General features: G+C 49.6%; 21 protein-coding genes. 7 read left to right on the top strand and 14 right to left on the bottom strand.

Translation table 11 applies throughout. The features are described 5' to 3' along the window. Window positions 1-20: 20 nt before the first annotated feature. The 3 genes from B9Y59_RS13560 (at window position 21) to B9Y59_RS13550 (ending at window position 3,624) form a co-directional block, all read left to right on the top strand. Window positions 21-644 carry a potassium channel family protein gene (locus B9Y59_RS13560; RefSeq protein WP_085534126.1) on the top strand — a complete coding sequence of 208 codons (624 nt, stop codon included), beginning with the start codon at window positions 21-23 and terminating at the stop codon, window positions 642-644. Window positions 645-840: 196 nt separating this feature from the next. Beyond that, window positions 841-1,503 carry a potassium channel family protein gene (locus B9Y59_RS13555; protein WP_085534124.1) on the top strand — a complete coding sequence of 221 codons (663 nt, stop codon included), beginning with the start codon at window positions 841-843 and terminating at the stop codon, window positions 1,501-1,503. Window positions 1,504-1,794: 291 nt separating this feature from the next. Next, entirely contained in the window at window positions 1,795-3,624 is a 1,830-nt protein-coding gene (locus B9Y59_RS13550) for a TasA family protein (RefSeq protein WP_158089041.1), read from the top strand. A gap of 458 nt (window positions 3,625-4,082) precedes the next feature. Here the strand turns inward: B9Y59_RS13550 and B9Y59_RS13545 are convergent, their stop codons facing one another. The 4 genes from B9Y59_RS13545 to B9Y59_RS13530 all read right to left on the bottom strand — a co-directional run bounded on the left by B9Y59_RS13545 (window position 4,083) and on the right by B9Y59_RS13530 (window position 8,736). Continuing rightward, entirely contained in the window at window positions 4,083-5,486 is a 1,404-nt protein-coding gene (locus B9Y59_RS13545; protein WP_242967325.1) for a TrkH family potassium uptake protein, read from the bottom strand. Window positions 5,487-5,549: 63 nt separating this feature from the next. Further along, the gene (locus B9Y59_RS13540) at window positions 5,550-6,095 is read right to left on the bottom strand and encodes a QueT transporter family protein (RefSeq protein ID WP_054323284.1); all 546 of its coding nucleotides are present in this window, start codon (window positions 6,093-6,095) and stop codon (window positions 5,550-5,552) included. Between the two features lie 245 nt (window positions 6,096-6,340). Then, window positions 6,341-7,240: a hypothetical protein gene (locus B9Y59_RS13535; protein WP_085534119.1), complete on the bottom strand. Its 900-nt coding sequence runs from the start codon at window positions 7,238-7,240 to the stop codon at window positions 6,341-6,343. Between the two features lie 95 nt (window positions 7,241-7,335). Beyond that, window positions 7,336-8,736, bottom strand: a complete 1,401-nt coding sequence (locus B9Y59_RS13530) for a hemolysin family protein (protein WP_085534117.1) — start codon at window positions 8,734-8,736, stop codon at window positions 7,336-7,338. A 357-nt stretch (window positions 8,737-9,093) separates the two neighbouring features. Between B9Y59_RS13530 and nifJ the strand changes: the two genes are divergently transcribed. After that, a complete protein-coding gene (nifJ, locus tag B9Y59_RS13525) occupies window positions 9,094-12,660 on the top strand; it encodes a pyruvate:ferredoxin (flavodoxin) oxidoreductase (RefSeq protein ID WP_085534114.1) in 3,567 nt (1,188 codons plus the stop codon). 329 nt (window positions 12,661-12,989) lie between these two features. Further along, a complete protein-coding gene (locus B9Y59_RS13520; RefSeq protein WP_085534112.1) occupies window positions 12,990-13,463 on the top strand; it encodes a GNAT family N-acetyltransferase in 474 nt (157 codons plus the stop codon). A gap of 358 nt (window positions 13,464-13,821) precedes the next feature. On the opposite strand, the gene B9Y59_RS13515 is transcribed toward B9Y59_RS13520, so the two are convergent. The 3 genes from B9Y59_RS13515 to B9Y59_RS16030 form a co-directional block, all read right to left on the bottom strand. Beyond that, a complete protein-coding gene (locus B9Y59_RS13515) occupies window positions 13,822-15,726 on the bottom strand; it encodes a heavy metal translocating P-type ATPase (RefSeq protein ID WP_085534110.1) in 1,905 nt (634 codons plus the stop codon). A gap of 207 nt (window positions 15,727-15,933) precedes the next feature. Beyond that, window positions 15,934-16,209, bottom strand: coding sequence for a metal-sensing transcriptional repressor (locus B9Y59_RS13510; RefSeq protein ID WP_085534107.1), 276 nt, complete (start codon window positions 16,207-16,209; stop codon window positions 15,934-15,936). A gap of 234 nt (window positions 16,210-16,443) precedes the next feature. Then, window positions 16,444-17,667: a M15 family metallopeptidase gene (locus B9Y59_RS16030; protein ID WP_085534104.1), complete on the bottom strand. Its 1,224-nt coding sequence runs from the start codon at window positions 17,665-17,667 to the stop codon at window positions 16,444-16,446. A 272-nt stretch (window positions 17,668-17,939) separates the two neighbouring features. Here B9Y59_RS16030 and B9Y59_RS13500 point away from each other — a divergent pair, with 272 nt between their 5' ends. Both B9Y59_RS13500 and B9Y59_RS13495 read left to right on the top strand, forming a co-directional pair. After that, complete coding sequence (locus B9Y59_RS13500) at window positions 17,940-19,346, top strand: sensor histidine kinase (protein WP_158089040.1); 1,407 nt, start codon at window positions 17,940-17,942, stop codon at window positions 19,344-19,346. A gap of 102 nt (window positions 19,347-19,448) precedes the next feature. Continuing rightward, window positions 19,449-20,042: a response regulator transcription factor gene (locus B9Y59_RS13495; protein WP_085534100.1), complete on the top strand. Its 594-nt coding sequence runs from the start codon at window positions 19,449-19,451 to the stop codon at window positions 20,040-20,042. 319 nt (window positions 20,043-20,361) lie between these two features. Here B9Y59_RS13495 and B9Y59_RS13490 read toward each other — a convergent pair whose 3' ends face one another. The 7 genes from B9Y59_RS13490 to B9Y59_RS13460 all read right to left on the bottom strand — a co-directional run bounded on the left by B9Y59_RS13490 (window position 20,362) and on the right by B9Y59_RS13460 (window position 26,068). Continuing rightward, entirely contained in the window at window positions 20,362-21,069 is a 708-nt protein-coding gene (locus B9Y59_RS13490; RefSeq protein ID WP_054323278.1) for a peptidoglycan recognition protein family protein, read from the bottom strand. A gap of 53 nt (window positions 21,070-21,122) precedes the next feature. After that, window positions 21,123-21,650, bottom strand: coding sequence for a cob(I)yrinic acid a,c-diamide adenosyltransferase (locus B9Y59_RS13485; RefSeq protein ID WP_054323277.1), 528 nt, complete (start codon window positions 21,648-21,650; stop codon window positions 21,123-21,125). Window positions 21,651-21,662: 12 nt separating this feature from the next. Beyond that, window positions 21,663-22,352, bottom strand: coding sequence for a DUF5050 domain-containing protein (locus B9Y59_RS13480; protein WP_158089039.1), 690 nt, complete (start codon window positions 22,350-22,352; stop codon window positions 21,663-21,665). Window positions 22,353-22,653: 301 nt separating this feature from the next. Next, window positions 22,654-23,361 carry a peptidoglycan recognition protein family protein gene (locus tag B9Y59_RS13475; protein WP_054323278.1) on the bottom strand — a complete coding sequence of 236 codons (708 nt, stop codon included), beginning with the start codon at window positions 23,359-23,361 and terminating at the stop codon, window positions 22,654-22,656. A gap of 53 nt (window positions 23,362-23,414) precedes the next feature. Beyond that, window positions 23,415-23,942, bottom strand: a complete 528-nt coding sequence (locus tag B9Y59_RS13470) for a cob(I)yrinic acid a,c-diamide adenosyltransferase (RefSeq protein WP_054323277.1) — start codon at window positions 23,940-23,942, stop codon at window positions 23,415-23,417. 12 nt (window positions 23,943-23,954) lie between these two features. After that, window positions 23,955-25,592, bottom strand: a complete 1,638-nt coding sequence (locus B9Y59_RS13465) for a DUF5050 domain-containing protein (RefSeq protein WP_085534096.1) — start codon at window positions 25,590-25,592, stop codon at window positions 23,955-23,957. Then, entirely contained in the window at window positions 25,589-26,068 is a 480-nt protein-coding gene (locus B9Y59_RS13460) for an RNA polymerase sigma factor (protein WP_085534094.1), read from the bottom strand. Before B9Y59_RS13460 ends, B9Y59_RS13465 begins: the two co-directional genes overlap by 4 nt. Window positions 26,069-26,636: the final 568 nt, after the last annotated feature.

The raw sequence follows: 26,636 nt of genomic DNA, 5'->3' as shown, positions 1-26,636 counted from the left end.
ATACCGGGAGGAGATTCTGGGTGAACGTTTTAGTAATTGGATGTGGTCGGCTGGGGAGGCGTCTGGCAGAACTGCTGGATCACCATGGACATGATGTCGCTGTAGTCGATTCGGATGCGGATGCATTTCGCATGTTGGAGAAGGATTTTAATGGGATGACCGTTACCGGTTTTCCAATGGATACCAAAGTGTTGAAGAATGCAGGGATTGAAAGCTGCGATGCGGTGGCAGTCTGTACGCCGGATGACAATTTAAACATCACCATTTCGCAGATTGCGAAGGAGTTTTTTGGTGTGCGCAATGTAGTGGCCCGCATTTCGGACCCCGCGCGCGAAAAGGTCTTTAAGCGCTTTGGCCTCAAGACGGTGTGCCATACAAAATTGGCGGGAGACGCAATGTTTACGGCATTGACACAGCCTTGGGATTCCAAGGAGCTGACCATCGGAACGGCAACGGTGGCTTTCCATGTGAAGGAGGCAGACCGCTCTTGGTATGGACTTTCGCTCAGCCAATTCCCTGTAAAAGATGGGGAACAGCTCTTTGGATTGGTTCATGCGGACGGCACAATGGTGCTCAATACGGGGCGACGCGATCAGCTGATCGGAGAAAATGACCGTTTGGTCTTCTCCAACATTATTGATTGACAATGAGGAAAGACTTCCTCGTATAACTTTTATCGCAGAGAATGTGTGGAAAACTTTGCTGTGCGCAAATGTATAAAAGGTAAGCGCATGTTTGATAAAAGGGCCCTCGGGGAAAACGGCCTGATTTTTATAGGGAATTAATGAATTGTATTAAATAAATAAAATATACAAATCGTATAATTCGGGAGGAAAAACGATGCGAATTGTGATCGTTGGAGGCGGAAAGCTAGGGTATCATCTGGCTACGAATATGTTGGAGAGCAAACACGACGTTCGTTTGATCGAAAAAAATAAACTCCGTTGTATGCGATTGGCAAATGAACTGGACGTAGAAGTGATCTGTGGCGATGGAACAGAAATCGAAACGCTGGAAGAGGCGGGTACGCAGAACGCAGATTGTTTTATCGCAGTTACCGGTCAAGACCAAGACAATCTAGTAGCAGCACAGTTGGCGAAAAGGCAGTTTAAGGCAGTAAAGGTGATTGCCCGCGCAAACGACCCGAGAAACATGGATGCGTTGCGTATTTTGGGGGCGGACATTGCCGTCAGCAGCACAGAAATCATCACAAATTTGATTGAGCAAGAAGTTGATGTGGCGGAAATGCATCTTTTGGCAACCCTGAACAAAGGGCGCGCGGGAATCTGTGCGATGACGCTTCCAGCGGATACAGCCTTGGAGGGTGTGATGCTGAAGGATATTGATTTACCGGATAGTTCACTGGTTATCTCCATTCTTCGTGGGGAGTCTATGATGATTCCAAACGGCAATACAGTGATTCATGCGAATGATGAAATAGTCGCGGTGTGTGAAGGCAAGAGTCAAAAACAACTCTTAAAGATTTTACGGGAACGCAGATAAACGCCCGAAAGGGCACATGTGCATAAAAATGCACATGTGCCCTTTCGTTTGTTTATTTTTTTTCGCTGTTTTTCCAGTGGTATTTAAAAATATTTTATAAATATTATATAATAAAACAAAAATATACACCCTAAACATACAAAAAATTTGCAGGATTGACAGACTGTCTATGGAATGGTAAAATATCCCTATAAATTTACATGCATATTTATTAGCGAATATGTAATGCAGTTTTTTCAAACTACAGCTCCATATGCTGTAGAAACAATGATTGAAAGAGGAGGACTAGACATGAAAAAGAGAAGGTTGCTGTTATCGGGAGTATCCATTCTGTTGATGCTCTGCTTGCTAGCAGGTGGAACCATGGCATGGTTTACGGATACGGAAAAGGTAAATGCGGACTTCACAGCAGGTGTTTTAGACATTACGGTAGAGCCGGGCAAAGATGCGGAGACACCTTTGAGCTTTGACAATTTGCGTCCCATGGAATACGAAAAGTTTCTGGCAGAGATCAATCAAGCGGGCAATGGCAATGTATCTGTAGATGGCTATGATCCGAAACCGGTTTATTTCCAGCCAGTGGTTGTTAACAACGCAGGGACTCTTCCGGTTTACATAGAGCTTTCGGTGGAAGCTCTGGATATGAAAGATGTAGAATGCCCGGAGAATGGGGAGAAGAAGATCGAGATTGTCAAGGATGCCCAGGGCAGAGAGACGATCAAGCAGGCTTATAGCCCAGACCATTCGAATGTGCGCGTTGCTTGTACAAACGGCTTGGCCGATGTGTTGAAGTTGGTGCTGTTTGAAAAGGTCAATGGCTCGTGGACAGTCGTATCAGATAACTTGAACCCCGATTCCAACGGAAAACCCTATACGCCGGCCATGGTACTTCCAGCGGCGAGCGGCACACAGACCTATGTGATCGGTGCCTATTTGCCGGATACCGCGGGCAACGCATATCAGGGAAAGCACTTCCATGGAAATGTTGTGGTAAATGCTTTCCAGACCGATGAAGGTGCGGGCGCAGCGGATATGGCGACGGTACAGTGGGTCATGGACGGAAAGGTGATCGGCTCCTATCTGGTGCTGTTCCCTGAGGGCGAAACCACGATGACTTTGACGCCGGATTTGAGCAAGCTCGGCGCAGGATATGAACTGGTAGATCCGAACGCCTCGAAAGTGGTGTCCAAGACAGATAAGACCGCTTCCTTTGAGGTGAAGCTTCAAGAAGATGGGGATGGCAGCTCTGCGGAAGAGGCTATTTGGGTTCGTTCCGCAGAAGAACTGATGAGTATCGGCAATGGCTTGGATCAATTCTACCGTCTTGGAGGGGATATTGACCTTTCCGATTATAACTGGGAACCGATTGGCGGAGAAAAAACGGATGAAACCTTTACCGGCGGTTTCGATGGATGTGGGTATCAGATTACAGGATTGAATATTGGGCAGGACGAGCAAACTGGACGGAGCGTTAAAACGAGCGGCCAATCGGGCGCGCCGAAATATGCGGGGTTGTTTGCCTATTGTGATGGTGCAGAGTTGAAGAATATTGTTATCGAAGCGCCTCAGGTAAAAACAAGTGAATTTGGTGGCGCTTTGGTAGGGTGTGCAAATAATACCCGTATAGAGAACTGCACGGTAAATGGTGGTACAATCGTGTGGGACGATACAAAAGGTTCTTGTAAACTGGGCGGCTTAGTAGGAGATCTCATCGGTTCGGATTCAATTGCAAAGAACTGTTCTGTTTCCGCAGAAGTGACGGCTATAGGAACGGCGAAATCGACCGTAAATGTGGGTGGTCTGGTTGGAGAGCTTTACTCTGGAACCATTGACAGTTGCACATTTACTGGAAATGTTCAGATGACAGGCAGTACGAAGGAAGGCAAGACCATCGCTGTAGGCGGTTTGGCTGGATGGCTGCTTGGAACGGCTACCGATTCCCATGTAGAGGGAAAGGTAACCAATCAAAGCACGGGTACAGCAGGAAAGATCTATGTAGGCGGCCTGGCGGGCATGTTGAGTGATCCGGCAAAGGATTGTACCGCAGAAGTGGAAGTGCAGAATACTGGAAAGGCAGAAGAAATCTATATTGGACAGGTATCCGGCAATACACTTGCTTAATATCGCGGTAAGCACCGGCAGAAGATGGTAAAAAATGCTGAAAGTGCCGGGGCTGAAAGAAAAAGGGCCTTTATCCAGGAATTTTTCAGGCGTGAATAAAGAGGATGCCCTAAAACGACAAATTTTTCGATTTATAGAAAGGCGGCAACCTCTACCTGTTTGGAAAATATCTGAGTTTCTAAAAAAGCGAGGGTGACCCAAAAGTCATTTCATGACTTTTGGGTCACCCTCTTGTCGTATGATTTTAACTATAAAAGGCAATACATATCCGAATCTGTCAAACGGCTTCTTCTGGTTTTGCAAAGACAGGACTTGCCATACACCCAAAAAAGAAATCCATGCTCAAATGTTTCCTCCATGACGCCTGTAGATCGATCTTACGGAAACGATTGTGTCGAGCCCCATCTTAAAAGCCCAATAAACGGTAAGGATACACGACGGGAAACAACATCAAATGTCTATCCGACAATAATTTTTCCTTCGGGAAGGACAGCGCCCTTGTTGTGTGCACGTTTGATTGCTATGGCCAGCGCCAAGGAGATCGGCCCTACACGCCCGATAAACATGGTTAAACAAAGTACAAATTTTGAGATAGCACTCAAAGAGGGGGTTAATCCAGCCGTCAGTCCCACGGTTCCAAATGCAGAAGTTGCTTCAAATAGCGCGTCAATGGCGCTGATGGGATGCGCATTGGTGGAAAGAATGACGCCGGTTGTGCAGACGACAACCAGAATCGCGACCGTTACAATGGCAAGGGAACGGTATACCGTCCCTTTTTCCACACGGCGATGGTGTAAGGTTGTATCTTCTTTACCAGCCATAACGCTGATTACCGTTGCGATCAAAACAACAAAGGTAGTCACTTTGACACCGCCGCCGGTACCGGCAGGCGCGGCGCCAATAAACATCAGAAAGACCGTAAACAGTTTGGTGATGTCATGTTCGCTGGCAATGTCAACCGAGGCAAAGCCGGCGGTACGGGCGCTGGTGGATTGAAAAAAGGCTGTCAAAATTTTCTGAAAGATATTCTTGCCTTCTAAGGTGTTATCCCATTCAAAGAACAAAAAGCCAATGGTACCAATTACCAAAAGGATCAGGGTCATACGAAGAACAATGCTGGAATGTAGGTTCAAGGAGGTGGGCTTTTTCTTGTGAAAAAGCGGGGAAAGCTTGGCAAAATAAATATTGCTGATGACAATAAAGCCAAGGCCGCCCACAATAATCAACAGGGCCACCGGGATACAGACCAACGGATCGTTGGCATACCCGATGAGGCTGTTGTCCGGTTTTTCAAATCCAAGGATGTCGAATCCGGCGTTGCAGTAGGACGAAACAGCGGTGAAGATGGAGATCCAAATTCCATGAAGCCCAAACTTCGGGACAAAACGAAGGGCAAGAATAGCCGCTCCGATCAGTTCGCTGCTGAGGGTAAAAGTCAAAATGATCTTTACCAAATGGTAAATATCCATAGCATTGCCCGCGGTATTTTCCGTTGCAAGCTGTAATTCCCGCAGGCCAAGCTTCCGGCGCGAAAGCAGCGTAAAACCGGTGGTAAACGTGATAACGCCCAGGCCTCCAATCTGAATGAGAAACAGGATGACAACCTGCCCCAAACCGTTCCAGTGCGTCCAGGAGTCAAAAGGAACCAAACCAGTCACACAGGTCGCCGATGTCGCCGTAAACAGGGCATCAATCATGGATGTTGCGTTACCGCTCCGACTCATGATCGGAAGCGTAAGCAGAACAGCGCCCAAGAGAATGACGGCAAAAAAGCTGGAGACGATGAGACGGACAGGCGGCATGTTTTTTAGACGTTTCGTTAAAGGAAAGCCCTCCTGCAATTCGATCACCCCGAAATACACAGCCCACACATTCCTGAGCGGACAGCGATGTTATTCATAAAATTAAAAGCATTTGCGGAAAAGTCAACGATTGGAGAGGCGTAAAGGGCCTTCGGAGAGATAGCGGCTGAGGCCCGAACGTTCCAAGAAAATCGCAAGTGGAAGCCCCAACACATAACAGACGGCCAGTTCTCCCAGGCCAACCGAGAGGGCGGAAGCTGCAAATCCAGTCCAAAGGAAGCCTTCCGGGGCAAAAAACGCGATTTCCGCCCCGATGATTACGGCGTTGAACAGCACCGGCGGCAGTGGAGCAAGCCAGGGAATATCCTTTATCCGGACAGTTCGCAACATCCGTGTGGAAATCGCCGCCAATAAGGTGGCAAGCGTTCCAAAGATCATATCAGCCGCCCCGTATCCGCTGAAGATATTACTCAGCAGGCACCCGATCGTCAGACCGGGGACCGCTGCCGGAGTAAACATCGGCAGGATGGTGAGCGCCTCAGAAAACCGAAATTGTACCGGTCCATAGGCGAGGTTCATGGTAGCGGCTAAAAGCGTCAGTACCGTGTAGATGGCGGCAATCATGGCGCCCTGCGCCAAGAAGACCGCGCTGCGAGTTTGTTTTTTCATTTGTGATTCCTCCGTAGTTTTCTTTTAGGTCAGGAGCTTGCGACTGACCCTGCTCACCCAGTAGAAAATACCCTGAGCAGTCCCTTTAATGTACTACAATTCGTAGAGAAAAGCAAGATATGTATAAAGATTTCATTAAGGATTTTGCAGAAAAAGCCGGCACATAAGGCTTCCAGAGGAAAGACAAGCCTTATGTGCCGGGTAGAGTACGGTGTAGGAAATGAATATCACAAAGGAATAGGGAATTACTTGGTCAGAATGAAATCCGTAAAGGCATACGTAGAAGAAAAACTTTCTGAATCGCTCAGTTGAAGCTTCATACTTCCCGCATAGTTGACCGGAATTTCAATCGGAGTGGAAGGAATATCCGAGGAAATGCGGTACTCTTTATAAATATCCTTGCCAAGAAATACCTGGAGGGTCGTATCCCCCAAGGCTGTCCCGTCAACATGGCCGACGTTAAAAGACGCCTTTGCGTAGTTATAATTTAGATTGATTAAAGCCAGCCCTTCATTCCAATATGTATCAAGGGTAAAGCCCTTATTATACGGAACCCCGCCCACAGAAAAGCTTTTTCCCTCGGACGGCCGGTAGATCATACACCGTTCCCCGTCGTGCAGGGCGGTCGTGTCCAGAAGATCCACTTTGGTAATTTCCGCTTCCCCGGATTTCCCGGCAGACAGGAGGTTTTGGGACGGGTCAAACGTGACCGTCCCATCCATTAAGGGGTCAATGGCCTCTGCCGCAATATAAATCCTGCCGTTGATGTCCGCTACGCCCTTGGAGACGCTGTCCATCACCTTGAGGCCGTCCTGGATGACCGACGGGCTGTAAAAAGTGACGTCCGGTTTATTTTGGAGCTGTGAGGTGAGGGAATCCGAACCCTGTTGTAATGTGTTCACCTCAATTTTTAGATTTTCATTTTCCTGAGCAATGATATTGATGGCGTCTTGGTACTTCATACCCTCGTCCACATTGTCAAATTTTGCAGCGATCTCCGCCACATTCTGCGTTTCCGTATGGTACTCCGACAGGAACCAAGAGGGCACCCCAGTAACAATCGCAACAAGCAGAGGAAAGACACAACCTGTCGCCCATCCCCGGTCATACCACTTGGAACGTTTGTCATTTTTAGGCTCTTCCATTTTTGACACCCCTTCTCCCGAAATCCTTCCTTTTCCCCGATGATACAATCAACCGCAAAAATAAACCAGCATAAGATCATCCATCTTTTCGGCGATCAATCCAATTCCTGGCCATCCTCCGCCTTCGGCGAGACATGCTTTTCAATCAAAACTTTTGCAATCCGGCGGTCTTCCACCGCGAGAACCGTCAAAGTCAGACAGTCGATGTCGATGCTCGGATGCTCCTCCGGTTTCGGAATATGCCCCAGATTTTCTACAATTAAGCCGGCGACCGTGTCGTATTCCCCTTCCGGAAGCTCTACGCCCACCAGGTCGGAAATCTCATCGATCGGCGTGGTGCCGTCCACGGTAAACTTGTTTTCGCCAACCTGGTAGATGTCCTCCTCTTCGTGGTCGTACTCATCCTGGATATTGCCTACAATGGATTCCAACAGGTCTTCCATGGTAATCAGACCCTCGGTACCGCCGTATTCATCCACAATGATGGCGATTTGCAGCTTGCGCTCGATCATTTCCGCTAAGAGTTGGCTGCACTGTTTCGTTTCCGGGACGAAGTAAACACTCCGCATCAAACTGGTCAACGGAATGTGATCGTCGGTTTGCTTTCCTACATATTTCAGGAGATCTTTCACATAGAGGATTCCAACGATATTGTCGAGGTCTTCGTGATACACGGGGATGCGGGAAAAGCCTTCTTCCAAGGAAAGGTTTACCACATCCTGAATCGTCGCGGTATCCTCGACCGCCGTGACGTCGGTGCGATGGGTCATGGCCTCATCGACCGTTGCATCGCTGAAATCAAAAATATTGGAAATCATATCTTTGGCGCTCTCGCCGATCACACCTTTTTCTTCCCCTTGATCGACCATCATCAGGATTTCCTCCTCGGTGACAGTCTGCTCATTCTGGTGTGGGTCGTATCCCATCAGTTTGAGGACCAGGTTGGTAGAAACCGTCAAAAAGGAAATGAACGGGTGGAAGAAGGAGGAGATGCCGTTCAAGATGCCTGCAAATTTAAAGGACAGCGCCTCTGCACGCTGCATGGCAATCTTCTTCGGAACCAGCTCGCCAAAGACCAGTGAGAAATAGGACAGGAACAAAGTGACCAATACCGTGGATATACCGAAGAGCACATCATATGGAATTGGCAAAAACGCAAAGGCGTCTGCCAGTTTTCCGGCAAACGTCTGGGAAGCCGCTGCTGAGGTCAAAAAGCCCGCCAACGTGACGCCGACCTGAATGGTGGCCAAAAACCGGCTGGAATCCTTGGTGAGCTTGAGGACACGTTTGGCGCGTTTGTCGCCATCCTCCGCCATTTTACGCACCTTATTGTCGTTCAATGTGATAATCGCAATCTCAGAAGCCGCGAAGAAAGCGTTGATTAAAATGAGAACAATCAGGAGCACAATGGAAAAGGCAGAGAAGGACGTTTGGGCCGAAGCCGTTTGCACGCTTGTAGACAGCGGCCATAAATGGCCTACGGGTTCCGGAGGCATAAATTTTCCCCTTTCGGCAGGCAGAACCTGCATAGTATAATGTTATTATGGTAATTCTTATTTTATCCTATACGATGGGTTGCTGTCAATCGTCATACGGCCCTGTAGAATGTGTGAGAGACCTATTTTGCGAAGGAATCATCCCCTGGCAGCAGCGCGAACAGGAAGCTTGCAGTTGACAGATGGTTTAGGAAAATCTTTCCCTCTGATATGGACGATATTCTGTTTATTTCTCTGGATAAATGCGGTTTTTTCCTTTACATGCGCCATAAAAGATGCTAAAATTTAGATTGGTACAGTGTGGGTGTATTGTACCGGGAGAAATATCAAGATCCTTAAAAGGAGGAAAATATCATAATGGCAAGACAAAGAAAAACTATGGACGGCAACACCGCCACCGCGCATGTATCGTATGCGTTTACGGATGTTGCTGCGATCTATCCGATCACCCCGTCTTCCCCGATGGCGGATGAGACGGACAAGTATGCTGCTGCAAACAGAAAGAATCTTTTCGGAAGAGAAGTACAGGTTACCGAGATGCAGTCCGAGGCGGGCGCAGCCGGCGCAGTGCATGGCTCCCTTGCAGCTGGCGCATTGACCACCACATACACCGCTTCCCAGGGCCTGCTCCTGATGATCCCGAACATGTATAAGATGGCGGGTGAATTCCTTCCGAGTGTCATTCATTGTTCCGCACGTTCGCTGTCGACACATGCGCTGTGCATCTTCGGCGATCATTCCGACGTGTATGCATGCCGTCAGACTGGCTATGCGATGCTCTGCTCCAACAGCCCTCAAGAGGCTATGGACCTGGGCGCTGTGGCGCACCTTGCTGCCATTAAGGGCCGCGTGCCGTTCCTCCATTTCTTCGACGGTTTCCGTACATCCCACGAGGTTCAGAAGATTGAAGTATGGGATTACAAGGACCTGGCCGATATGCTGGACTGGGATGCGGTTGATGCGTTCCGCCGCCGTTCTCTGAATCCAGAGCATCCGGTTACCCGCGGCACGGCACAGAACGACGACACGTTCTTCCAGGCGAGTGAAGCTGGCAACAAATACTATGATGATCTGCCGGCAGTTGTGGTTGACTACATGAATCAGGTCAACGCGAAGATCGGCACCGATTACAAGCCCTTTAACTACTATGGTGCACCGGACGCAGAGCGCGTGATCGTTGCGATGGGTTCTGTCTGCGAATGCGCAGAAGAGGTGGTCGACTATTTGAACGCTGCTGGCGACAAGGTCGGCCTTGTAAAGGTTCACCTGTATCGTCCGTTCGTGGCGGACTTCCTCACAGGCGTGTTGCCAGAGACTGTGAAGGCTATCTCCGTGCTCGACCGCACCAGAGAGCCCGGTTCCATCGGCGAGCCGTTGTATCTGGATGTGCTGGCAGCTCTGTCCGGGACGAAGTTTGGCACGGTAAAGGTTTATACCGGCCGCTATGGTCTCGGCTCCAAGGATACCACCCCGGGCCAGATCGTTGCTGTATACCGCAACATGGAGTCCGAGTCCCCGAAGAAGCGCTTCACCATCGGCATTGTCGACGACGTGACCAACCTCTCTCTCGAGATCAAAGAGAATCCGGACACAACGCCGAAGGGAATCACTTCCTGCAAATTCTGGGGTCTGGGCGCAGACGGCACGGTCGGCGCAAACAAGAACTCCATCAAGATCATCGGCGACCATACCGAAATGTACGCACAGGGTTACTTTGCTTATGACTCGAAAAAATCCGGCGGCCTGACGGTTTCTCACCTGCGTTTTGGCGACAAGCCGATCAAGTCCACCTATTATATCAGCCAGGCTGATTTCGTAGCTTGCCATAAGCCGTCCTATGTCAACGAGTACGACATGGTTCAGGATGTCAAGCCGGGCGGCAGCTTCCTTTTGAACTGCCTCTGGAGCGATGAAGAGCTTGACCAGCATCTGCCGGCCAAGATGAAGAAGTATATTGCGGACAACAACATCAACTTCTATACCATCGACGGCGTGAAGCTGGGCAAGGAGATCGGTCTGGGCGGCCGCATCAACACCATTCTACAGTCCGCTTTCTTCAGCATTGCAAACATTATCCCGAAGGACCAGGCCATCCAGTACATGAAGGATGCGGCTACCAAGTCCTACAGCAAGAAGGGCGAAAAGATTGTCGCCATGAACCACGAGGCGATTGAGCGTGGTGCAAACGAGTACCACAAGGTCAATGTGCCGGAGTCCTGGAAGAACGCTGTGGACGAGGCAAAGGCCGACGTCGCTCTCGAGGGCAATGCCGATACAGTGGCATATGTCAAGAATTTCCTGAATCCCTGCAATAAGTATAAGGGCAATGATCTGCCGGTTTCCGCGTTTGTCGACCTCGGCATGGAGGACGGCACTGCTCCGGCTGGCTCTTCTGCATATGAGAAGCGCTGCATTGCAATCGATATTCCGGAATGGAATCCGCAGAACTGCATCCAGTGTAACTTCTGCTCCTATGTCTGCCCGCACGCAGTTATCCGCCCGGTTGCTTTGACCGAGGAAGAGGCTGCTAACGCACCGGCAAGTCAGAAGTATAAGGACATGACGGGTATGCCGGGCATGAAGTTCGCGATGACCATTTCCGCGATGGACTGCTCCGGCTGCGGTTCCTGCGCACAGGTTTGCCCGGGCATGAAGGGTGAGAAGGCTCTCGTCATGAAGCCGATGGAGACCCAGCTGCAGAGCCAGGAGGGCTTCGATTATGGCCGCAAGATTGGCCCGAAGCAGGAAGTCATCGACAAGTTCAAGGAGACTACCGTCAAGGGCAGCCAGTTCAAGCAGCCGCTGCTTGAGTTCTCCGGTGCCTGCGCAGGCTGCGGTGAGACGCCGTATGCAAAGCTGGTCACTCAGCTCTTTGGCGATAGAATGTATATTGCCAACGCAACCGGTTGCTCCTCCATCTGGGGCGGTTCCGCACCGGCTACTCCGTACACCCGCAACGAAAAGGGTCACGGCCCGGCATGGTCCAACTCCCTGTTTGAGGATAACGCAGAGTTCGGCTATGGTATGACGCTTGCCCAGAAGGCAATCCGCGGCAGACTGGCCGAGTATGTCGAAGAGATCGCTGCTTCCGATAAGTCCTCCGCAGAGCTCAAGGAAGCCTGCAAGAACTATCTGGATACTTTCAGCGACAGCAAGCTGAACCGCGCGGCAACCGACGCTCTGATTCCGGAGCTGGAAAAGGCTGCTGCGGCTGGCTGTGAGCTGTCTCAGAAGGCTTTGAAAGATAAGGATTTCCTTGCGAAGAAGTCCATGTGGATCTTCGGCGGCGACGGTTGGGCATATGACATCGGTTTCGGCGGCTTGGATCACGTGATCGCTTCCGGCGAAAACGTCAATATCCTGGTGTTCGACACCGAGGTTTATTCCAACACCGGCGGCCAGGCTTCCAAGTCCACTCCGATCGGTTCTGTTGCACAGTTTGCAGCGACCGGTAAGGCGACCAAGAAGAAGGACCTCCCGGCCATCGCAATGAGCTACGGTTATGTCTACGTTGCACACGTCGCTATGGGTGCTGACTACAACCAGTGCATCAAGGCGTTTGCAGAGGCAGAAAGCTACGACGGCCCGTCCCTCATCATCGCATATGCTCCCTGCATCAACCACGGTATTAAGGGTGGCATGAGCATTGCACAGAGAGAAGAGAAGAAGGCGGTTGAGGCCGGTTATTGGCAGAACTTCCGCTATGATCCGAGACTCAAGGAAGAGGGCAAGAACCCGTTCCATCTCGACAGCAAGGCGCCAACCGCCAGCTATCGTGACTTCATCATGGGCGAAGTTCGTTACAACTCCTTGACTCGTGCTTTCCCGGAGCGTGCTGAGAAGCTGTTCACGGAAGCAGAGAAGGTTGCAAAAGAGAATTACGAGCACTTGGAGAAGCTCTCCAAGGGCGAGATCGCAGAATAATTTCGTGCAATTTCCAGGCATATCCCTTTATGATACAACAGGTGAAATCCCCTGCTGCATGATTGCAGCAGGGGATTTTTTATAGGGAATCGTTTTTTGACAAAGGCTCTTGCGGCTGTATGACCGCTTGGACACCCATTTAAAAAGGGATTACGAATCGTATCTTTGTATAACACAAAAAATTGCCGGAACCTTTCGTTACAATTTGAAGCGATTCAGCGGTGGCTGAAAAGCGGAAGAACAATACGGATGCCGGGTTGGTTATCCATCCGTACAAGCAATATCCATATGTATGATTTATTCTAAATGAAAAGAAAGGAGAAAAGACAATGCATTTTCTCTACAAAAGAGCGGCCATTGAGGAACTGGAACTTCTGGTAAAGACACGAATAGAAGTCCTTCGGGCAGCCAATCGGTTGGACTCCTCTGTTGGATTACAAGAAGTGGAGGAACATACACGCAGGTACTATAAGGAATCGCTTCAAAACGGTCAGCATATTGCACTTTTGGTATGGGATTCAAATACCGTTGTGGGGACAGGCGGAGTCAGCTTTTATCAAGTGATGCCGACTTATCGGAACCCCTCAGGGAAGAAAGCTTATATTATGAATATGTACACTACCCCAGCCTACCGCAGAAAAGGCATCGCCCTGCATACGTTGGATCTCTTGATGCAGGAGGTCAGTAAAAGAGGAATAGCAGCTATATCTTTGGAGGCAACGGAGATGGGATGGCCCCTTTACGAACGGTACGGATTTCAAACCATGAAACACGAGATGGACTGGCCGTTGCAGAAGGAATAGGATTGGAAACTCAGAAATGGGGATCTGGACACCGTGCCAGAGGGAAAAACTATGACGGGTAGAAAGGACTGTGTTTTTGATAGCGCAACTTGAAAACAGGAACGCAAAAAAGCTGGAATCACCGGCGGATTTTATCTGCATAATGTAGAAAAGGTGAGGGTGTCCCAAGAGCCATGAATGGACGAAGGAGCCCCTCGCTTTTTAGAAACTCAGATATTTTTGCAGATAGAAAGGGAACGCCCCCTTCCTATGAATCTAAAAATTTGGAGTTTTGGGATACCCTCATCTTACAATTGTATCGTGAAATTGTTTTTGTCCCGCCAATCCATCGAAAATCTTGCAACAGCTGTTCGTCCCTTTAAAGCTGTGCCAATTGGCTGTCCCCGTACCGTTTACGTCTTTTTCCCCACTTTAGCAACAGGGAGGAATGGATGATTACCAATACGGAACCGGCGTTATGAACCAACGCCCCCACTACGGGATTTAAAATCCCTGTCATTGCCAAGATAATGGCAATGAAGTTGAGTGTCATGGAGAAGGTCAGGTTGCATTTGATCGTAATCATCATCCGTTTTGCGAGGCGGAGTAAATGGGGAAGCTCCTTAATATCGTCGTTTACGAGAACTATGTCTGCTGCGTCCACCGCAATGTCACTTCCAACACCACCCATGGCAATGCCCACGTAAGCTTTTTTCAGTGCGGGGGCATCGTTGATTCCATCGCCGATCATACAGACATATTTTTGCTCCTTCTGATAGATGTCGATCCACTTCAATTTATCTTCAGGCAAACAATCTGCATGTACATCGCTAATCTGCAGTTGTTCAGCAATGTGTTTCGCTGCATTTTCATGGTCGCCAGTCAAAAGCACAGGAGTTACTCCCGTTTCCTTGATCGCATGAAGTGTCTCCTTGGAATCTTCCCGCAGTGTATCGGCAAGTGCGACGAATCCAACCAAAATACGATTGACGGCTAAATAAATAACGGTACACCCCTGGTTGAGGTATGGGGTAACTTTAGCGAGATCCGCAGAACAAACAGGAATTGCCTCTTCTGCCATCATCTCCAGGTTTCCTGCCAGAACTTCCTTTCCATGGACAAAGCCTTTCACCCCGCGTCCTGGGAGCAATTGGAAGTGCTCTACAGCAGCAAGTTCTCGGTGTTGGGAGTCACGAAAACTGGCGACGATGGCTTTTCCCAGCGGATGCTCCGAGTGGGATTCAACACTGGCCACATAAAAGAATAAATCCTCGTCAGAAAGTTCGTTAGAATCGTTTTGGATGGCGGTGACTTCCGGTTTTCCGTAGGTGAGCGTCCCTGTCTTATCAAAGGCAATGTTTGAAACCGTTGCCAAACGCTCAAGAGCATCTCCTTCCCGCACTAAAAAACTGTGTTTGGTGGCATTCCCAATAGCGGCCATAATGGCGGTTGGGGTGGCGAGAACCAGAGCGCACGGGCAAAAGACAACCAAAATGGTTACGGCCCGAATGATCTGCCCAGTAATCAACCAGGTAAGAGCAGCTGAACTTAGGGCAATGACCACAATCCAAGTAGCCCATCGGTCCGCAATACCGACAATTTTTGCTTTTCCAGCATCGGCAGATTGCACCAGACGAATCATCCGCTGAATGGAACTGTCCTCTCCTACCTTGGTCGCCTTCATATCGAAGGAACCAAACTGATTGACTGTACCGCTGGAAACCGAATCTCCGGCATGTTTATCCACGGGGAGGGATTCTCCCGTCATCACCGCCTGATTGATAGAGGTTTCACCCGAAAGAATTTCTCCATCGACCGGAATGGTCTCCCCGGGAAGTACTCGGAGGAAATCTCCTACATGGACATCCTCGGCAGGGATGACCTGCTCTGTGCCACCGATTATCCGGCGGGCTGTCTGCGGGGTCAAGTGTACCAGTTTTTCAATACCAGCCCGTGCTTTTGCCACGGTTAAATCTTCCAAGAGAGCGCCCAGCTGCATGATAAATGCAATTTCCCCAGCAGCGAAGGCCTCCCCAATACCTATCGAAGCAATCAGGGCGATGGAAACCAAAACATCTGCTTTAATGTCAAAGGCGGTCACCAGACCGATAAAGGCTTCCAAGAGAATAGGGATGCCGCATAAGATAATTGCGATCCAGGCTGCATCAAAGGGCAGGGGGAATCGATCCAAGATGCTGACGATTAGTGCAAGCCCGGAGATCACCAGACAGGTGACATCCTTTTTGGTTCCGCCCCATTCCAAAAAGCGCTCTAACGTATGCATATGTACGTCATCCTTTCTATACCTATGGGGGTATATGTATATTATACTTATACGGGTATGGGTTGTCAAGAAACAAACGTATTTCTATAAAGATTCTTGCGTTTGTACCAAGGGGTATATGATATTGATGAACGGCCAATGATTAAATTTCTATATAAACAAAAAACTGACCGATTAAAAACGGTCAGTTTAGCGAATATATGCTTATTAAGTCATATTTGAAAAACGTTCAACAGCTTTCGTGAAGTTTTCAATGGTCTTATCCGCATCTCCATGCTCAATTCCATCGCGCACACAGTGCTGGATATGCCCCTCCAAAACGACTTGGCCAACCCTGTGCAGCGCTGATTTTGCTGCGTTGATTTGCGAAAGAATATCCTCGCACGGGACGTCCTCGTCGACCATTCGATCAATGGCCTGCACCTGCCCAATAATTTTTTTCAGGCGGCGATGCAAATTGTCAGCATCCATACATTGTCTCATCCTTAACACCTCCTATACGGTTGGGGGTATGCCTCTATTATTTGCGAAAAATGCGGTTTTGTCAAGGGCGTAGAAAAGGCTTCGCATTTGATCAACTACATACGATTCCTTTTCCAGGAAACCAATAGGCGGTACAGCCGCATGGCTATACCGCCTATTTTAAAAAGTTGTATTTGCAGATCTTCTGCGTAAAAACAAGAATTCCAGACAAAAAACGCACCCTATTCAAGAGGCTCATGCTCTTACCGTGATGGAACAAAGCCGGATAGGAGCTTGTCCATCAAAAGTAGCATATAGATTGGTGCTTCCTGGGGCCAATCCCTGAACTGAGAGCAAGTAAGAGCCGCTGCGATATTGAAAACCAGACGTAGTTACGATGGTTCCATCGCCGGTGGTGAAAGTTGGAACAGCCAATGCACCGGCCGGCTGGAAAGAAAACGTATAGGAACTTCCCTGTGAAAGGGTGAGGGCATCCGGTGTATCTGAAAGCAGGGAAGGAATCTCGTCGGATGAATTGGCCAAAAAGATTGCGCAGTATTCATCCAACGTCAACCCCAGGTTGTAGATTTCCGTTGCAGCCTTTTGGCCCACATAACGCCAATGCCATTCTTCGGTCTGATAGCCGGTGATTCCCTCTTTCCCAGGGGGATAGTGGATGATAAAACCGTACTTGTGTATGTTGTCCTTGGCCCACTGATATTCTGCGGTCTCACCAAAGCGGTTGTAAGGCAGGCTTGCATTCTTGACATCCACCACCAAACCTGTCTGATGATCGGAGTGGCCTGCACGCGAACTGTAAGTGTCCGCTCCTTCGACGCCATCCCGGGCAGCATATTGATTATACAGGGAGACTTGCCGGGAATAACTGCGGTAGGCGGACTGTGCGAAGATGGTATATCCCTCTTTTTTAGCATCCGCACAAAGCCGCTCGAATGCGTCAGCCGCCTCTGCTCGCATCTGGTTAGCAGATCCCACAGCAACTTTGGAAGAAAGCTTGCGCAGGTCCGAGGGTTCGTATCCATCCGGCAATTTCCAGTATTTGTTGCACAACACCAGCAGGCTGTTGGGGTCGCTGACCGTCTGGACGTTTGTATAATAAGGATGGTCCAAACCGATATTCACCTGCGTGACAATATCCCATTCACTTAAATCGGGATGCGCCTCTTGATAAAGCAAGTAGCGTTCACGGTTGGCTTCCACAAAGTGCAGACACGAAGAAAAAGCCTCCTGTTCGGGTGCATCCGGATTGCCGGTCCCCAGGTTGGCAGATAGCTGAATTTCGGTCGATTTGCGGACCGTTTGTTCCACCCGTTCTGCAAGCGCGAGCGATTGGTTGTGGTAGATTACAGCGCCACTGGCGCTTTGGCAGGAAGTCAAAAGAAGGGCTGCCGCCAATGGGAGAAGCATCCACTTGTTGTTCATATCCTGTGTTTCACCTTCTACATCAAATCGTATCATTCATTTCCTGTACACTTCATCATATCGGATAAAGATAGGAATTTCAACCGAAAAAATGTGAATAATGTTTGGTCATACGCTTTTTACAGTACCGGAGACGTTGAAAAGTGTCGAAACATGTTGTCCATTTAGCGGACTTCATTATAGCATATCTTTTTATTTCTGTCTTCCTAAAAACTTTGGGAATACCAGTCCCTCTTTTTTACATCCCCCGGACCCGGAAGTTTGAAAAATCGTGTATAATGAAAGAAAACCATTTGAGGGTGTTGGGAATGTTGATTGGAACTTCGAAAGGATTACCGGGCGAATTCCTATTGCTGTTTGCTGTTCTCATTTGGGTACTGTTTTTCCTGATCTATCTGGGAAACCGGCAAAACAAATTGAATCGCTGGTGTTTTATCAGTGGGATGTGTTTCAGTATGGGGGTATTCAAGGAATACCTCTATTTCACGTTGTTTCCCTATATCATGCAGGTATGGCCTGGTTGGATGACCGAGGCGCTCTCTGTGCGGATTTATTCCATACTCACAGCGGTTCTATATTATTTTGCAATGCCGGCCGCGCTGGTTTTTGGTTTCTATTTCAGCCATATGGAGGAACGCCGGCCAATCCTATTTCGCTGGGCGCGCGTCTTGGTGTTTGTGCCAGCTCTTGTATTCGGCATCCTGTATCCATACTGGGATACGCGCTATTATCAGTTGTATGACCGGACGTATTATCTCTGTGCAGCGATTTACAACTGGATATATGGGGTTCTATTGACGGTCCTTTTGTTGGGAACCCTTTGGAGGGAAAGGGGGACCCCTGTCTACCGGCAGAAGATGATGGTATCGGTCCTGGTTTTGGTGCCGATTTGGTACGAATTGATTAGCGCCTTTTTGATTCACCTGTTGGGGCTAAAAGATTTTTTCAAGGCATGGCAGGGAAACCTTTTAATCATATTGATTTTGATTATCTTCTATCTATACAATGCCTTTAAGGGTGGTTTTATGGGGGCGCGCTTCAAGCATGAGGCCTATGATTGGGATAAGGATGGAAAGCTGGTCAATCAGAGCGCGCAGTTTTTACAGCATATGCTGAAAAATGAAGTGATTAAAGTGGAGTGGTGCGCGAAAAATATTCAGGAATCCGCCTATGGAGAATCCGCAGACTTTGCCGGCATCATTCTGCGGTCAACTGCCCGTCTCAAAGGTTTGGCTACCAAGGCATTGGATTATTCGAAGGACATTGTTCTGGACCGGCAGGTGTATTTGGCCGCGCCGCTTTTGCGGGATTGCGTGTCGGATTTTCACAAGCTGTCGCCTGACATAGAGGTCGAAATCCTCTGCGATGAAACGGATGAACTGCTTTGTGACCGTGCGCACTTGACAGAAGTGATGAATAACCTTTTGAGCAACGCCGATGAAGCTATGCACGGACAGGGTAGCATTGTTATAGAGGGGAAACGGTTTGGGAAAACTGGCTATGCGATCTATGTATCGGACACAGGCGACGGAATTCCAAAGGAAGAATGGGGACAGCTCTTCTCGCCATACTACACAACAAAGACCAGCAACCATCACATGGGATTGGGGCTTTATTATTGCCGTAATGTGATGCTTAAACATGGCGGAAGCATTGAGGCAAAGCAAAATAAGGGGCGCGGGACGACTTTTGTTCTGCGATTTCCCGGCTTATAACTTTTTACAATCCAAGAACAGAAAATAGGTGGGAGAAGAGAATGTGAAAAGCTTCTCAGCATTGTAAAAAGGAACTGAAAGGGCAAAGTGGGGGATATGAGGATGAAGGATGGAACAATTGGAGTTCTAGTGGTTGAGGATGACGAGGATTTCTGTTATTTAATCCGCAATACGCTCGGAAGAGAACCCGGCATGCGGATATTGGGCACTACTGCCAATGGGGAAGAGGCGGTTGCACTTGCCAAGAAATGGGAACCGGACATTGTCCTGATGGACCTAAATCTTTCCTTGGCTGAATTGGATGGCATTGAAGCAGCCCGCAAGATTCGGTTGACTACCTATGCAAAAGTGATTTTGGTGACGGCGTTTGAGTCGCAACATATTGTGACCGATGCTTGTAAACGTTCCTTTGCTTCCGCATATGTGTTTAAAAGTCAATTTAGCATTCTTACGGAAACGGTGCGAAAGACCGCAGAAGGGCCTACACCACAGGAGATGCTGATTTTTTCACTGATACAGGCCGACCTGTCGCCAGCCGAACGATCGGTCTTTTCCATCATGCTGGGGGGAGATGTACATCTACAGTCCTCGCAAAAGACGATTGCCAATCAAAAGACTGCGCTCCTAAAAAAACTGGGGCTAAAAAGCCAAAAGGAATTGGAACATCTTTTTTTAAGGAGTGCAGGAGTAAAATAAAGAGGATGTCCGCAGCTGGTCTATGTACCAGCTGCGGACGTTTTGATAAATCCACAGGAAAATTGGCTGGGTATTAAGTCGGGAAATCAGGTGAGTTATCGTATGATCGATTCGCTCTAAGAAAACGGATTTGTCAACCTATTCCAGACATTGATTTGGAAACAAGTCCTACAAGAGGACTTTGTACCGCGTTCACCTGTTGGGAGCTTATCCGTTTAGAAGAAGCGGCTGTTTAATATTCCTAGTACAGTCTTTGCAAAAAAGGGCGCCTGGGATCTGGCCAGCTGGCCAGGTTCCAGGCGCCCGGGGGATTACCCTTTCATTCAGGGGATGACGGTTGCTTTGCTTTGGCAACATCCTGTGACTCCGTATCGTATAGTAGATTTTTGTATTCGTGAACCTTTTCCAGAAACTCTGGCCAACGGTCATTGTCCCGTATGGTCTGTGGGCAGTTTTTGTCCATAAAGTCGGCGTGTTGTTTCACAGCTCCCAGCTTGAGGCCGTAGGTTTGAAGCAAATATGCCGTCAAACGTGCCGCATTGTCGAAGGTCTTTTCAAAATCGCCGTCCGCATTGACACAGAGTTCTACCCCAATTCCGCAGAGATTACCGCCGTCACGTGTACGCCGGTCCCCCGCATGCCAAGCGATTTCATCGTCGGGAATGTGATGATAGATTTCGTGGTCGTCCACCGTATAATGCCAAGAGGTATCGCCGCTCTTTCCACTCAGTAGATAGGCGCTGTGGCCTGCGGCGTTCGACCCCTCCGCGGTATTCCCAGTCTCGTGGATAACCACATATTTGATGGTCCGCTTTTCACAGGGGCGGGCTGGCAAGGTTTCCGGAATCAATTCTGTATGTACTGGGATACCAAAAACTTCCTCCGGATATACACCATCCTGTGGTTCTGGTTGGTGGCTGTTGACAAGGGTTACAACAAGAAATGCCGTCACGACGACGGCAAAAACAAGGATGGGTACCGCGATGGCCCATCTGCGCCAAGCGGCACCCCGCATATCCATTTGCATGTCGGTTCGCTCTCCCCATTCGCCCCAAAGGGCTTCCCTTATTTCCTGCTCATTTAGTATTCGATTCCGCGCCGTGCCGGAGTCCCAACATCATAGGGATGCTTGACCTTGCGGACCTCGGATACATAATCTGCAAGGGCCATAAACTCCTCCGGTGGATTGCGTCCAGTCAGAATCAGCTCGAGCTTTGGCGGCTTATGCTCGACAAAATCCAGCAGCGCTTCCATATTCAACATGCCAGTGGAGAGCGCGCCAAAACATTCATCCAAAACCAACAGGTCACACGCGCCCGCTTCTGCGGCACGGCGTGCATCTTGCAACATTTGTGCACACCGTTTGGCCGATTCCCGGCGTTCTTCCTCGTTCATCTGAAAGGTAAATTTGACTCTTTTGGGCGCTGGTATCCTGGAGAAGCCAGGAAGCAAGCCAAGAGAAACAAGTTCCCCCGAGGAATCGTCCTTCAAAAACTGTGCGAGCAGGACTTTCTTGCCGCATCCACAGGCACGCACGCATAAGCCAACGGCTGCGGTGGTTTTTCCTTTGCCGTCGCCGCAGTAGATGTGTATCAATCCCTTTTCCATAATGGCCTCCCATCAGGTAATTTCGGTGAGAATCCCTGTCTGTATATGATAGTGGAATACATCTCCGGAGGCGTTTACCAGGAATAGGCCGTCGGATGCGGGGAGAAGCTGGCAAAAGCCACCGGCCGTGCCTTGTTCTTCCAGCAATCGACGGGATTCTCCCCCCGCCAGGTCGTATGCATAGATTGCACCTGTGGCGGCGTTCGGAGACATCGCACTGTAATAGACCGTCCCGCCGCGGACTACCGGCGGAGATAGAACGCCGCCCTCTACGAGCTGTCGATTGCTGCCGCTCTCCGACTGCATAGCACACAAGTTTGTACCTGTATCGGTAAAGATCAACTCGCCATTCCAATAGCTGAAGGAACCAGACACACTCATGGAGGAAAGCTGCCGTGGCTGCCCGCCAGCAGAGTCCAATGCATAAATGCCGCTGTTGCCCGCTGATAAAGAATAATACACTGTGTTTTCCGCCAGAATGGCCTGCGAGATCCGTCCGCCGGCAGTAAGACCATCGGCGCCAAACAAAAGCTGTTCTGTTTGACCATCGAGCGATACGCGCAGGATGACATAGGGGGAAACCTCCCCGGAAACCGAGTCGGCAGCGTTCGCATAAAGATAAAAATAAGAACTGTCGGAGCCAAATACTCGCAGTGAGAAAGCGTGAGTCCCAAGAAGCGCCTCGTCGGAAAAGTCGCGCACCAGCGACGATCCATGATACAGTTNTTGATAAATCCACAGGAAAATTGGCTGGGTATTAAGTCGGGAAATCAGGTGAGTTATCGTATGATCGATTCGCTCTAAGAAAACGGATTTGTCAACCTATTCCAGACATTGATTTGGAAACAAGTCCTACAAGAGGACTTTGTACCGCGTTCACCTGTTGGGAGCTTATCCGTTTAGAAGAAGCGGCTGTTTAATATTCCTAGTACAGTCTTTGCAAAAAAGGGCGCCTGGGATCTGGCCAGCTGGCCAGGTTCCAGGCGCCCGGGGGATTACCCTTTCATTCAGGGGATGACGGTTGCTTTGCTTTGGCAACATCCTGTGACTCCGTATCGTATAGTAGATTTTTGTATTCGTGAACCTTTTCCAGAAACTCTGGCCAACGGTCATTGTCCCGTATGGTCTGTGGGCAGTTTTTGTCCATAAAGTCGGCGTGTTGTTTCACAGCTCCCAGCTTGAGGCCGTAGGTTTGAAGCAAATATGCCGTCAAACGTGCCGCATTGTCGAAGGTCTTTTCAAAATCGCCGTCCGCATTGACACAGAGTTCTACCCCAATTCCGCAGAGATTACCGCCGTCACGTGTACGCCGGTCCCCCGCATGCCAAGCGATTTCATCGTCGGGAATGTGATGATAGATTTCGTGGTCGTCCACCGTATAATGCCAAGAGGTATCGCCGCTCTTTCCACTCAGTAGATAGGCGCTGTGGCCTGCGGCGTTCGACCCCTCCGCGGTATTCCCAGTCTCGTGGATAACCACATATTTGATGGTCCGCTTTTCACAGGGGCGGGCTGGCAAGGTTTCCGGAATCAATTCTGTATGTACTGGGATACCAAAAACTTCCTCCGGATATACACCATCCTGTGGTTCTGGTTGGTGGCTGTTGACAAGGGTTACAACAAGAAATGCCGTCACGACGACGGCAAAAACAAGGATGGGTACCGCGATGGCCCATCTGCGCCAAGCGGCACCCCGCATATCCATTTGCATGTCGGTTCGCTCTCCCCATTCGCCCCAAAGGGCTTCCCTTATTTCCTGCTCATTTAGTATTCGATTCCGCGCCGTGCCGGAGTCCCAACATCATAGGGATGCTTGACCTTGCGGACCTCGGATACATAATCTGCAAGGGCCATAAACTCCTCCGGTGGATTGCGTCCAGTCAGAATCAGCTCGAGCTTTGGCGGCTTATGCTCGACAAAATCCAGCAGCGCTTCCATATTCAACATGCCAGTGGAGAGCGCGCCAAAACATTCATCCAAAACCAACAGGTCACACGCGCCCGCTTCTGCGGCACGGCGTGCATCTTGCAACATTTGTGCACACCGTTTGGCCGATTCCCGGCGTTCTTCCTCGTTCATCTGAAAGGTAAATTTGACTCTTTTGGGCGCTGGTATCCTGGAGAAGCCAGGAAGCAAGCCAAGAGAAACAAGTTCCCCCGAGGAATCGTCCTTCAAAAACTGTGCGAGCAGGACTTTCTTGCCGCATCCACAGGCACGCACGCATAAGCCAACGGCTGCGGTGGTTTTTCCTTTGCCGTCGCCGCAGTAGATGTGTATCAATCCCTTTTCCATAATGGCCTCCCATCAGGTAATTTCGGTGAGAATCCCTGTCTGTATATGATAGTGGAATACATCTCCGGAGGCGTTTACCAGGAATAGGCCGTCGGATGCGGGGAGAAGCTGGCAAAAGCCACCGGCCGTGCCTTGTTCTTCCAGCAATCGACGGGATTCTCCCCCCGCCAGGTCGTATGCATAGATTGCACCTGTGGCGGCGTTCGGAGACATCGCACTGTAATAGACCGTCCCGCCGCGGACTACCGGCGGAGATAGAACGCCGCCCTCTACGAGCTGTCGATTGCTGCCGCTCTCCGACTGCATAGCACACAAGTTTGTACCTGTATCGGTAAAGATCAACTCGCCATTCCAATAGCTGAAGGAACCAGACACACTCATGGAGGAAAGCTGCCGTGGCTGCCCGCCAGCAGAGTCCAATGCATAAATGCCGCTGTTGCCCGCTGATAAAGAATAATACACTGTGTTTTCCGCCAGAATGGCCTGCGAGATCCGTCCGCCGGCAGTAAGACCATCGGCGCCAAACAAAAGCTGTTCTGTTTGACCATCGAGCGATACGCGCAGGATGACATAGGGGGAAACCTCCCCGGAAACCGAGTCGGCAGCGTTCGCATAAAGATAAAAATAAGAACTGTCGGAGCCAAATACTCGCAGTGAGAAAGCGTGAGTCCCAAGAAGCGCCTCGTCGGAAAAGTCGCGCACCAGCGACGATCCATGATACAGTTTATTCTCGATGGTATAAGAATATCCGCCATTGACAGCGATCAGGCTGTCCGCATGCGAAATTCCTGTGGAAGATAGAGCCGTCCCATCCCATACCATCAAAGAACCGCCGTTCTTCTGGGATGGATACGGCTGAAAATACAGCTTTTCTCCGTCGGAAGCAACCAATGGTAATCCAGGTTCTTCATAAGCATTCTCTGGGGCGGAACGAAGCAAAGCGCTGGGCGCAGGTGTTTGCGCGCCGTCCTCGCCGGTATTTTGCCCTGATTGGGCGGACGCAGCGCCATTTTCCTGAAATAGTTGCGGTTGTGACGGAGATGGTACAGATTCGTCAGACGGCAGCCCCGTGTCCGTATCCATTGTTCCGTCGCCGGGAATTGTGTTCCGAGAGCGTTTTTCCGCAGGTTCATCCGGATCAGCCAGAAGCGCCTGCTCTTCGATTCCAGCGCCGGCTGCTGGCGCAGAGGCAGTCTCTGAGGAGTTAGCGCTCGAAGCGCTGTTTTCTGTGGGAATCTCGCTGGCGTTCGCGGCCTCTGCGGTGCCATCGGTTCTCTCGATTTCGCCGCTTACAGGGCCGGAGGGAACGCCGCCGCATAAAGCACCGTTTTCCCCACCGTCATACTGCGTAACGGCGGCGGAATCGTTACTACGTGTGGCCAGAAAAGGCTGTGTGAAGTGCAATACCGGAAATATACCGATCACCAGGAATAGCAGCAGAGCAAAGCACACCTGTGCGGCCGGCCGGCGATAGAAGGGCTTGGCGCGCCAGATGTCACGAGAGGATGGTTTTCCCTTAGCACATTCCATATGCTGTTTTGCCAGCTCCAAAGTGCGCTGTTCAAAGTCCTCCGGCAACCGGAGATGATCCATTGCAGCCCGATACCGATCTATGTTTGCTCGAGAACGATGATTTTCTTCCGGCTTCATTCGTCAAACCCTCCTTTCAATGTGTTTTTTAAGGCTGCACGGCCGCGTGCAAGCCAAGTGCCCACTGTAGCGGGCTTTTTATGTAGAATTTCTGAAATCTCATTGATGCTGTAACCTTCGTAATAGTGAAGATAAATTACGTTGCGGTAATTTTGTGGCAAAGCAAGGACCGCCTCCATCACCCCAGTTTCTTCCTTGGGCATGTAACTGAGATCCTCAGAAAGGCCCTCGGTACGGCGGTTCCAAAAGCTCTTAACATGGTTTTTGCAACGATTGATGGTGACACGTATGAGCCATGCCTTTTCATGCTCTTCGCTGTCAAAATGAGGCTGCTTTGTCAATACACTCATAAAGACGTCCTGAGCAATGTCCTGAGCGTCCTGTAAATTCTTTACATTGGAGAAAGCGATGCGCAGTACCATAGCGGAATATTTCTTCAGCAGCTCGGCGAATTCCGCCTGCTCCTTATGTTCCACCTTGCGTCCTCCTCTCCTCTAATGATAATACAAGCGATCCGGCCCAAACTTTTCATAGAATGACAAAATCCTCCTATGGAGAAGCATTCGCTGTGGCCGGAGAGAAACCCTTTCTGGATCATCCAACGGAATTGCTTTTATTAATTATAAGATAAAGAGCGGGTTTATACAAGGGTGTACGGTCAGACGCAACAACCGGCATACAGATGATTTTCAAAACCACTTGTGTGTAAAGGCAGTTCCTGTCGGGAAAATATTTCCACAAAAACGATTCGGTTTTGAAGTTGTACTGTGCCAGAGAGGCATGGAACGGTCCTCCCATAGCCGTAGAATGGGGGGCCCGCTTCCTTCGATATGCCGCCGGCTGCTCCTGGATCGAAGCCCAAAATACTAAGGGGAGGTTTCCATTTTTCTGAACAATGGACGTTCGTGGCGGGGTTTGGTTGGATGTGGTTCATTAAAAGGAAATTCTCTACCCTTGGAAGGGAACGCAACTGGTGCGACGAATTTCTGCCAATACGCCTGCAAAAAATATATACAAAAAAGACGCCCTCCAACCGCTTAAAAG

The organism is Anaeromassilibacillus sp. Marseille-P3371, from assembly GCF_900169665.1.
In the GTDB taxonomy this organism is placed as follows: domain Bacteria; phylum Bacillota; class Clostridia; order Oscillospirales; family Acutalibacteraceae; genus Anaeromassilibacillus.
The sequence above is the reverse complement of the archived record's forward strand: the minus strand, read 5'-3'. Positions and strand labels throughout refer to the sequence as shown.